Consider the following 9,614-nt stretch of genomic DNA (forward strand, 5'->3'; position numbering starts at 1 on the left):
AGCGGCGCGGGGTCCGGCGCCGGCGCGCCGTCCCGCGGCCCGGCGGCGCGCTCGACGACGCTCGCCTCCCACAGCGGCTGCGGGCCGTCGAGCGGGGTGACGGCCAAGTCGTCGGCGCCGACGACCGTCAGGAGCAGCACCGGCCGCGCGTCGCCGAGCATGGCCTGCATGCGGTCGGACGGGCAGTCGGGATCGACGGGCAGGCAGACGGCGCCAGCCTTGAGGACCGCGCACACCGCGACCACGCGTTCGGCGGAGCGGGGAACGGCGACGGCCACGACGCGTTCCGGTCCCGCGCCGTGGGCGACGAGCGTGCGGGCGAGGCGGTCGGCGCGCGCGACGAGGTCGCGGTAGGTCAGGAGGGTGTCCTCGTGGACGACGGCGACCGCGTCCGGGGTGGCGGCGGCCTGCCGGTCGAGCAGGGCGGGCAGCGTCGCGCCGTCGGGTTCGGCGACGGGGCCGGTGCCGAGGCGGCGCAGCGCGGCGCGTTCCTCGTCGCCGACGGCGGCGAGGTCTCCGACGCGGGCGCGGGGGTCGGCGAGGGCGGCCCGGACGAAGGCCACGAACCGCTCGACGAGTCCGGCGACGTCCTCGTGGGTGTAGAGCGTCCCGGGCGCGTCGAACCGGACGTACAGGTCGCTGTCGGCGCCGCCGTCCCCGTAGGTGGAGATCCGGACCTCGTCCGGCAGTCCGAAGGTGCCGCCCGCGAACCGTCCGACGGCGCCCGCGAGGTCGAGCTCCTCCATGAAGGGGATGACGTTGACCACGGGGCCGAACGGGCTGCGGGCGTCGCCCGCGTACCCGGCCGAGCGCTTGATCAGGGCGACGTTGTACTCGGCGTGCCGCAGCACCCGCAGGCGTTCCAGGCGCACCGCCTCGGCGAGGCCGACGACATCGGCCGCGGGCGGTACCTCGACCGCCAGGGGCAGGGCGTTGGAGTACAGGCCGAGCGCGTGCCGGATGTCGCCGCGGCGGTAGTTGACGGTGAACGACAGCAGGGGCTTCGGCGTGTCGCACAGGCGCCGCAGGAAGACGGTCGCGGCGGCGGTGAGCAGGTCAGGGACGCTCGTGCCGGCGGCGTCGGCGGCCGCTTGCCAGGCAGCGACCTCGCCCGCCGGGACGCGGGCGGTGCGGCTGAACATGCCGAGCGGCGCGGTGAGGCCGTCCCAGAACGCGGCGTCGTCGGCGCGCTCCGCGGTCCGTGCGCGCAGGCCGGTCGGGAGGCGGGCGGCCGTCGCATCGCCTGCGACGTAGTTCCGCCAGAACTCCTCGGCGTCGGCGAAGCGTGCGGACGAGCGGTACGCCGCCTCCTTCTCGCCGGCGCGCCCGGGTGGGGTGTCCCGCCGTTCGGGCAGCGGGGCGCCGGTGCGGCGGGCGCGGTAGATCTCCGCGACGCGCTGGGACAGCACGGTGAACACGCCGAAGGCGTCGGTCAGGATGTGGTGGAAGAGCAGGCACACGAGGTGCCGCTCCTCGCCGAGGCGGATGGTTCCGACGCGGAACAGCGCGTCGGTGGCGAGGTCGAAGGGGCGCCGGACCTGGCCGGTGAGGAACTCCCGGGCCGCGTGGGTCGGTTCGGCCGCGTCGCTCACGTCGGTGTGGAACGGTTCGAACGCTTCCGGGTCCCGGGGGACGAGTCGCAGGACGCCGTCGTCCTGCCGGAAGTTCACCAGGAGCGCGCTCGCCTCGGCCATGGCTGTCCGCAGCGCGGCCCGGAGGCCGCCCAGGTCGAGCTCGCCCCGGACGTCCCAGATCGTCGTGGTGCTGTTCGGTACCTCGGGCGCGAGGTTCTGTTCCAGCCACATCGCTTCCTGCGCCGAAGAAACACCGCCGCTAGCACGCATGCAGACTCCCGGAAGAAGTAGCCCTCGATCGTCGTCGGCCCACGACGGAGTGCTGCTCGGTCGTGCGGTGCGCGGCTCCCCCGTCATGGCCGGCGGAACCCGCCGTCACTCGGGAGCCCACCCTAGGAACGGATTTCCGAGTCACCCGACCGTCTGACAGATGTCGGCCAGACCCGACGGTGCGGCCCGCGGGCTGGGGCGGGAGAAGGCGCGCGCACGAAGAGCCCCGCCCCATGAGCCGGGGCGGGGCGGGGAGAGGACGCGGAGCCGGTACGAAGCCGGTCGAGGCAACGGGGGTGTGCGGCGCGCGCCCTGACGACCCGGGTGGTCCCGGGTCGTCAGGGCCGGTCGGCGGTCAGCCGGCGGGCCACCACATCGGCCCCTCGGGGGCGTCCTTGACGAAGACGAGGGCGTCCTTGCTCGCCAGGCGGGCCGGGTCCAGCGGGGAGTAGCCGTACCAGGGCGACTCGCGGGGGACGAGCGGCGCGTCGCCGAGCGTGGCGGCCAGCTGGCGGACGTCGACGACGTACCGGTCCTCGGGGAGCGCGTACAGGAGTCCTTCGACGGTGTCCGGCGGCGGGGTCTGCACGCCCCGGTGGCGGATGGTGCCGAGGGCCGTGGCCACGAAGGCGTAATCTTCGCCCAGCCGGGCGCTGACGATCCCTCCGGCGCTCCACCACTCCATCCGGTGGTCGCCCCTCCGCATGCTGCTCCTCTCGCGCTGGAGGTGCCCGTTGTGGCCGTGCGCGAGGACCGGGCCCTGTTCGGCGAGAGCCAGCAGGTTGGCGGCCATGATGGAGTCCCGCAGGATCAGCAGCCAGCCCAGGCGGCCGGGTGAGGTGTCAGCCGTCCAGGAGTGGTAGCGCAGGAGCCCGGTGGCGGTCCGCGCGTACAGGCGGGCCCGCTCCCGGTCGTCCCGCGCCGACGGCTCGTCCGGGTCCGAGGCCTGCGCGTCGAGCAGGGCGGTCAGGTCGTCGGCGATCAGCCGCAGCCGCTCGGCGTCGGGCGTCCGGCCGACGGACCGGGAAGGGTCCGTCATCGCCGCGGGTTCGGTCCAGCGGTCGTCGTCGCCGAGGAGACGGTCGAGGGTCCCGGCGGTGCAGGGCAGCATCGCGGCGTCGCACCGGTCGGCGAGGTGGGCGTGGAGCGCGGTGAGGGCATGGCGGGGACTCTCGCCGCCGCTCATTTCCAGCGGGCCGTCGAAACCGGCGAATCGCACCTGTTCCGCCGCGGACCGGCCGTCGTTGTACGCGCGCATCCAGCGGACCAGTTCGCGATTGGCCGCGGACCCGCCGAAACCGTGGCTGAATCCACGCTCCATGACGTCGTCGAGGGTGCCGGTACCGGAGGTGACGTAATCGTCCACGATCAGGCCCGCCATGCAATCACTCTCGATCGCGACGATCCGGTAGCCCTCCTGTTCGACAAGCTGCCGGAACAGGTCATTCCGTACCTCCAGGAGAGCGTCCTCGCCGTGGGTGGGCTCCCCCAGGGCGAGCAGCCGCGGCCGGGTCCGGAGTATCCCCATGACGCTGTCGACGTCGACCGCGCGGGCGACGTCTTCGAGGGCGGCAGTCATACGCTCAACCTATCACCGCGACAGCACGGAAAATCATTCGCGATATCGGCGGAACGGGCAGGAGAACCCGTACGCATGATTCCCCGTCGCTCATTGGAATGATAATCGGATGACCCATGTCTTACCGAACTCTTTCGAGAAACTCCTGACGGACGCCGCGAGGACAAACGATGCAGTTCCGAAGGGTGGGCTACCGAGAGGGACGGACCGATGGGCCGAATGCGGGAACGAGGCTGGACACGGACGCTGACCGCGGTCGAGGACCCGGTCGTCCGCCTGGTGTGCTTCCCGCACTCCGGGGGCTCGGCGACCTCCTTCCGCGACTGGGTCGCCGTGCTGCCGCCCGGGGTCGAGCTGGTGGGCATCCAGTACCCCGGGCGCGGCGACCGGTTCGGCGAGCAACTCGTGGACGACGTGGCCGAGATGGCCGGCCGCGTCGTGGCGGAACTGCTCAGGATGCCGTCCCTCGACCATGTGCTGTTCGGACACAGCCTGGGCGCCCTGGTGGCCTACGAAACCGCCATGCTGCTGCGGGACATGGGCGGGGAGCCGCGGCGGCTGTGCGCCTCCGCCTGCCTCCCCCCGGGAGAGATGCGGAACCGGGACATCCATCTGGTGCCCGACGACGAGTTCTGGGCGACGCTCTGCGCGCTGGGGGGCATCGACCCCGGGATCGCCGAGAACGCGGAGATGCGCGAGCTGTTCACGTCGACGCTCCGCTCCGACCTGCGCGCCCACGCGCGGTACCGGCCCCGCGCCGGGATCACGCCGCTGTCGTGCCCGGTGAGCTGCTACCACGGCGACGGCGATCCACTGGTGGACGAGGAGCAGATCACCGAGTGGGCCGGTGTCACCTCGGGCGCGTTCACCCTGCGGGTGCGGCCCGGCGGGCACTTCCACGTGTCCACCGACGTCGCCGCACTGGTCGCGGACGTGCTGGGCCGGGAGACGGCCTGAGCGGCGCGACGGTGTCCCGGGGCGCGGGCCGGCGGACGGGCTCAGGCGCCGTCTGCCAGGGCCTCGCGAACGGCCGCCGCCAGTTCCGCCGGGCGGCTGCTCGGCAGGTCGTGGCCGCCCGGCAGCGAGACGACCCGGAACGGCCCGGTGGTCAGCGCCGACCAGGCGTCGATCTGGCCGGGCTCGACGGTGTGGTCGTCGCGGCCGAACACGGCCACCGTCGGCACCTCGACGGGATCGACGTGCCCCGCCTCGTACAGCGCCAGCTCGTACTCCTCGACGAGCCGGTAGTCGGCGCGCAGGGCGGGCTCGACGATGTCGAGCAGCTCCTCGTTGGCGAGGAGCTGCGACGGGAGGTACCCGTCCGTCACGACCTGCCGGAGGAAATCCGGCCGCGGCAGCCCCCACGTCGGCTCCCGGCGGAGGCTCCCGGGCGCCGGGTGCGAGGAGACGACCAGCGCCCGCACCCGCCCGGGGTCCAGACGCCGTGCCACCTCGTAGGCGACGGCCGAGCCGGCGCAGTGCCCGAACAGCACCACCGGCCGTCCCTGGGCGTGCCGGGTCAGTTCGCCGGCGAGCTTGTCGGCGAGCTCGGACATGACGGTCTCCACCGGGTCCTCCAGCCGGGACTCCCGCCCCGGGAGGCGTACCCCGAACGCGTCGTAGGCGTCCCCGAGTTCGACGCACAGCTGACGCACCGTGGTGACGCCGGCGCCCGCGTGCGGGAAGGCGTACAGCGCGCACTCCTTGAGTCCCTCGTGAGAGGCACCGACGAACCAACGACTTTTCGTGTTCGTTCCCATGTCTGTGAGGATGACCAGTCGCCGCGGCCCCCGGGCGGCAACCTTGACTGACCTCTGAAAGATCCTCGGACAACCGCCGATCGCCGCGGCAAGACTGGCACCTCCGTTCGTGACGACGAGAATCCGCCACCCGGGCGGCGCGGGAACGTTCCGGAAGCCTCCGGCGCCGGCCGGAGCGCGGCGGACGCCAGGGAAGACGCAGAGCACCGCGAGAGACGCAGGAGCGAGTGGTGAACAACTTCGGATCGGCCGGGGTGGCGAGCCCGGACCCCGGCGGCCACGACGGCCCGGAACTCGATCGGGTGCGCGCCCACGTGCGGGCCCAGTGGGCCGACGCGCTGGAGCACGACCGCTTCGGCGACGACGACGACTTCTTCGAGGCCGGTGGGAACTCCCTGCTGATCGCCGACATCATGGCCGAACTCGGGACGGCGGCAGGCACGCGCCTGTCGCTCCGGCTCTTCTTCGACAACCCGACGGTGAACGAACTGACCCGCGCCCTGGCGGCCCACGGGGCCTTCCGGTCGCCGGCTCGGTGAGCGCCCCGTCGGCGTCCTTCCCGGGCGCCCCCTGGAGCGGGTGGAACGAAACCGCGCGGCCCTTCCGCGACGACGCCACCATCCCCGGGCTGATCGCCGAGGCCGCCCGGCGGCATCCGGACCACCCGGCGATCGTGACCTCCGACAAGGGGGTCGTCACCCACGGCGAACTGGACCGCCGCTCCGACCGGCTGGCCCGGCTGCTGCGCGAGCTGGGGGTGAACCGGGGCTCCGCCGTGGGCCTCTACGGCGAGCGCAGCGCGTCGGCCCTCGTGGGACTGCTCGCAGTGCTCAAGTGCGGCGCCTTCTACGTGCCGCTCGACCCGGCGTGGCCCGCCCGCCGGGTGGTCGGGCTGCTCGACCGGCTCGGCGTGACGGCCGTGCTGACCGACCGCGCCCACCTGCCCGCCGTGCAGGAGTTCCGGTGGGAGGTGCCGTCGCTCCGCCACGTACTGTGCCCCGACATCCCCGAGGAGTTCTCCTGGTCGGCCGGATTCCGGCGGGAACGGGTCGCGGACTTCTTCGACTACGTGGCCGGCTCCCCCGATCCGCTCGAAGCCGCCGGTTTCAACCTGCGCCGCTCGGAACGGCCCTTCGACGAGGACGACGTCCGGGGCTACCAGGACCACGTGGCGCGGCTCGTCCGGGCCGCCACGTCCGCCGAGCGGCCCTCGGTCTTGGAGATCGGGTGCGGGTCCGGTCTGATCGTCGAGGCCCTGGTGCCGCACGCGGCCCGGTACGTCGCCGTCGATCCCTCGCCGGTGTCCGTGGCCTGCAGTCAGGAGGCCGCGGTCCGCGCCGGGGGCGAGGCCGAGGGAGTGGTGTGCTTCGCCCACGAGACGGCCGAGCGGGTGAGCGGCCCGTTCGACGTCGTCGTGCTGGCCAGTACGGTGCAGTTCCTGCCGGACCTCGACCACCTGACCGGCGTCCTCGACATGCTCCTGGGGTTGCTCGCCGACGACGGCGTCATCGTCCTCGCCGACCTGGTCGACCCCGGGCTCAGCGCCTTCTCCGGTCTCCGGGTGCCGCCCCGCTTCGTCGAGCGCCTCCCCGAACTGCTGCCCGGGGTGGCCCGCGCGGACGTCCACCGCCGCCGGGCCGAGGAGTTCACCGGCGAACTGGCCGAGCGGTACGACGCCGTCGTTCGCGTCGCGCCCGGCCGCGACCGCGCGGCGCGGGGCCGCGAACCGTTGTGGACCGGCCATCACGTCGGCCTCCGCCCGGCCGCCCCCCTCACCGACGGCCCGACGGCCGAGGACATCTGCTACACGATCTTCACGTCCGGCTCGACCGGCGCCCCCAAGGGGGTCGTCGTCACCCACCGGTCGGCGGTGAACCTCATCGACTGGATGAACCGCACCCACGGCATCGGCCCCTCCGACCGGATCCTGTTCGTCACGGCCTTCAGCTTCGACCTCTCGGTCTACGACATCTTCGGTGTGCTGGCCGCCGGCGCCACTGTACGGCTCGCGTCCGCGGCCGAACTGGCCGAGCCGGACGCCTTGGTGGACCTCCTCGAACAGGAGCCCGTCACCATCTGGGACTCGGCGCCCGCCGCCCTGGCCATGGTCATGCCCTTCGTCCGGGCCCGCGAGCCCGCCGAGCGCGACACGCTCCGCCTGGTCCTCCTCAGCGGCGACTGGATACCGGTGCCGCTCCCGGACCAGATCCGGTCCGCGTTCCCGCACGCCGAGGTGGTGGCGCTGGGCGGCGCCACGGAGTGCACCGTCTGGTCGAACCACTACCGGGTGGGCGAGGTCGACCCCGCGTGGCCGAGCATCCCCTACGGGACCCCGATGCAGAACGCCCGCTACTACGTGCTCGACGGCGACCTGCGGCCCTGCGCCCTCGGCGAGGAGGGCGACCTGTACATCGCCGGCACGTGCGTGGCCCTGGGCTACGCCGCGGCGGCCGGCCTCACCGCCGCCCGGTTCCTGCCCGACCCGGGGGCCCCGCGCCCCGGCGGACGGATGTACCGCACGGGTGACCGCGCCCGCTGGCTGCCGAGCGGCGATCTGGAGTTCCTGGGCCGCTTCGACGACCAGGTCAAGGTGCGCGGCTACCGGATCGAACTCGGCGAGGTGCAGGCCGCCTTCCTCCAGTGCCCGGGCGTCCGGGCCGCGTCGGTGGTGGCACCCATGGGACCGGGCGGGCGGACGCTGGCGGCCTTCTACGTGCCGGCGGACGAGCCGCTGCCGAAGGCCGAGCTCCTCCGTGCCCTGCGCGCGGTCCTGCCCTCGTACATGATCCCCGCGCGCGTCGTCGCCCTCGACGAACTGCCCCTGACCAGCACGGGCAAAGTCGACCGGGCCGCTCTGCTGCGCCGGCTGTGACCTGCGGGGAAGGAGCGCGCGGCCACCCTCGCTCCTCCTCCCCAGCCCCTGTCCTCCCATTCCCACCAATCGATGGAAAGGCATGACGATGACGACAGGATCTCCTGGATCGTCGGTGTTCCCCCTCACCGCGGGCACCTCGCGACGCCGTCTGCTGGTCGCCGCCGCCGGCGTCGCCGCGGGCACGGCGGGCCTCATGGCCCTCCCCGCAACCGCCCGGGCCGCCACCCCCGCGCCGGCTTGGACCGACGCCGCCCCGGACCTCGTCCTCCCCTGGCTCGACGAGATGCTGGCGGCGTTCGCCGCGTCGCCGATGGCCGGACTGCCCGAGCGGACGTGGGCGATGGGCTGGATGGCGGCGTGGACGGCGCTCGGCTCCCGGCGGGCCGCGTCGGTACGGGCGCCGCAGCGGCGCCCGGTGTTCGAGGACGCCGCCGTGGCGACCGCGGTGCACGACGTGCTGCTGGCGCTGGTCCCCGACCAGGCGGTCCGGCTCGACGACGTACTGAGCCGCTCGCTGGCCGGGCTGCCCGGCGGCGTGGCCAAGGACGCGGGCGTCGCCGCCGGCCGGGAGGCGGCGGCGTCGACGGTCGCGGCGCGGACCGGTGACGGCCTGGACATGGCGTCGGTGAACGTGCCGTTCGAGCTGCCGCCGGAGGCACCCGGGGTCTACCGGCTCACGCCGGGGGCGACGATGCTGGTGGGCACCGGGTACGGCCGGGCGCGTCCGTTCCTGCTCGGCCGGGGCGATCGGTTCCGGCCGGGACCGCCGCCGGCGCTGGGCACGGCCCATTACCGGCGGGACCTCGACGAGGTGCGCCGCCTCGGCGGACAGGTCTCCGAGCGGACCGAGGAGCAGACCGACCTGGCCTGGCTGGACCCCCTGTCGCACTACGTGCCCGCGCTCCGGGCGCTGGTCGGGCAGCGGACCCGGTCCCGCCGGAACAAGGTGCTGGTGCTGGCAGCGCTCGGCGCCTCCATCGTGGACTCCAGCATCGCCTGCTTCGACGCCAAGTACGTGCGGCTGCACTGGCGTCCGGTCACGGCCATCCGATTCGCGGACACCGACGGCGACCCCCGCACCACCCCCGACCCGACGTGGTCCTCGTACCTGCCGACGCCGCCGCACCCGGAGTTCCCCAGCGGTCACGCCGTCACCGCCGGCGCCGCCGAGCAGGTCGTCACGCAGCTCGTGGGACCGTACAGCCCGGTGGCCTTCACCAGCACCTGGACCCGCGGCGACGGCAAGGCCGTGACCCGGCGCTATCCGCGCGGGACGGCCTGGACGACGCTCACCCGGGAGAACGTCGACGCCCGCGTCCTGGCCGGTGTCCACTTCCGCTTCTCCGACGAGATCGGCGCCGACCTCGGCCGCGACGTCGCCCACTACAACCTGCGCCGCCTCGCCCGCGGTCACGCGGACACGAGGAGGTGACGAGGTGACGAGATCACGGCTTGTGGCGGCCTCCGCGCTGCTGGTGCTGGCGACGACGGGCTGTGCGCCCGGCATCGGACCGCTCGCCGCGCCCGGCGCGCCGGGCGCGGCGCCCGACGCCGCC

7 protein-coding genes are annotated in these 9,614 nt (G+C 73.8%); 4 read left to right on the plus strand and 3 right to left on the minus strand.

Features of this window, described 5'->3' with window-relative positions:
• Both DEP02_RS31095 and DEP02_RS31100 read right to left on the minus strand, forming a co-directional pair.
• Positions 1–1,844 (minus strand): condensation domain-containing protein (locus DEP02_RS31095; RefSeq protein WP_198668676.1); only part of this gene is annotated, 1,844 nt, incomplete at its 3' end.
• A 355-nt stretch (positions 1,845–2,199) separates the two neighbouring features.
• Positions 2,200–3,423, minus strand: coding sequence for an erythromycin esterase family protein (locus tag DEP02_RS31100; protein WP_112471011.1), 1,224 nt, complete (start codon positions 3,421–3,423; stop codon positions 2,200–2,202).
• A 210-nt stretch (positions 3,424–3,633) separates the two neighbouring features.
• Here DEP02_RS31100 and DEP02_RS31105 point away from each other — a divergent pair, with 210 nt between their 5' ends.
• A complete protein-coding gene (locus tag DEP02_RS31105; RefSeq protein ID WP_112471012.1) occupies positions 3,634–4,380 on the plus strand; it encodes a thioesterase II family protein in 747 nt (248 codons plus the stop codon).
• A 41-nt stretch (positions 4,381–4,421) separates the two neighbouring features.
• Here the strand turns inward: DEP02_RS31105 and DEP02_RS31110 are convergent, their stop codons facing one another.
• Complete coding sequence (locus DEP02_RS31110; protein ID WP_112471013.1) at positions 4,422–5,183, minus strand: thioesterase II family protein; 762 nt, start codon at positions 5,181–5,183, stop codon at positions 4,422–4,424.
• Between the two features lie 230 nt (positions 5,184–5,413).
• On the opposite strand from DEP02_RS31110, the gene DEP02_RS31115 reads away from it, so the two are divergent.
• From DEP02_RS31115 to DEP02_RS31125, 3 genes are all read left to right on the plus strand, one after another.
• Complete coding sequence (locus DEP02_RS31115; RefSeq protein WP_157977582.1) at positions 5,414–5,722, plus strand: acyl carrier protein; 309 nt, start codon at positions 5,414–5,416, stop codon at positions 5,720–5,722.
• Entirely contained in the window at positions 5,719–8,055 is a 2,337-nt protein-coding gene (locus tag DEP02_RS31120) for an amino acid adenylation domain-containing protein (protein WP_112471015.1), read from the plus strand. The genes DEP02_RS31115 and DEP02_RS31120 overlap by 4 nt, the downstream gene beginning before the upstream one ends.
• An 82-nt stretch (positions 8,056–8,137) precedes the next feature.
• Positions 8,138–9,490 carry a vanadium-dependent haloperoxidase gene (locus tag DEP02_RS31125; RefSeq protein ID WP_157977583.1) on the plus strand — a complete coding sequence of 451 codons (1,353 nt, stop codon included), beginning with the start codon at positions 8,138–8,140 and terminating at the stop codon, positions 9,488–9,490.
• Positions 9,491–9,614: the final 124 nt, after the last annotated feature.

Origin of the sequence: Streptomyces triticisoli (assembly GCF_003270085.1) — a bacterium.
Taxonomy (GTDB): Bacteria; Actinomycetota; Actinomycetes; order Streptomycetales; family Streptomycetaceae; genus Streptomyces; species Streptomyces triticisoli.

Excerpts from the sequence above, each read along its gene's own strand:
- DEP02_RS31100 (WP_112471011.1), bottom strand. The coding sequence starts at position 3,423 with ATGACTGCCGCCCTCGAAGACGTCGCCCGCGCGGTCGACGTCGACAGC.
- DEP02_RS31105 (WP_112471012.1), top strand. The coding sequence starts at position 3,634 with ATGGGCCGAATGCGGGAACGAGGCTGGACACGGACGCTGACCGCGGTC.
- DEP02_RS31110 (WP_112471013.1), bottom strand. The coding sequence starts at position 5,183 with ATGGGAACGAACACGAAAAGTCGTTGGTTCGTCGGTGCCTCTCACGAG.
- DEP02_RS31125 (WP_157977583.1), top strand. The coding sequence starts at position 8,138 with ATGACGATGACGACAGGATCTCCTGGATCGTCGGTGTTCCCCCTCACC.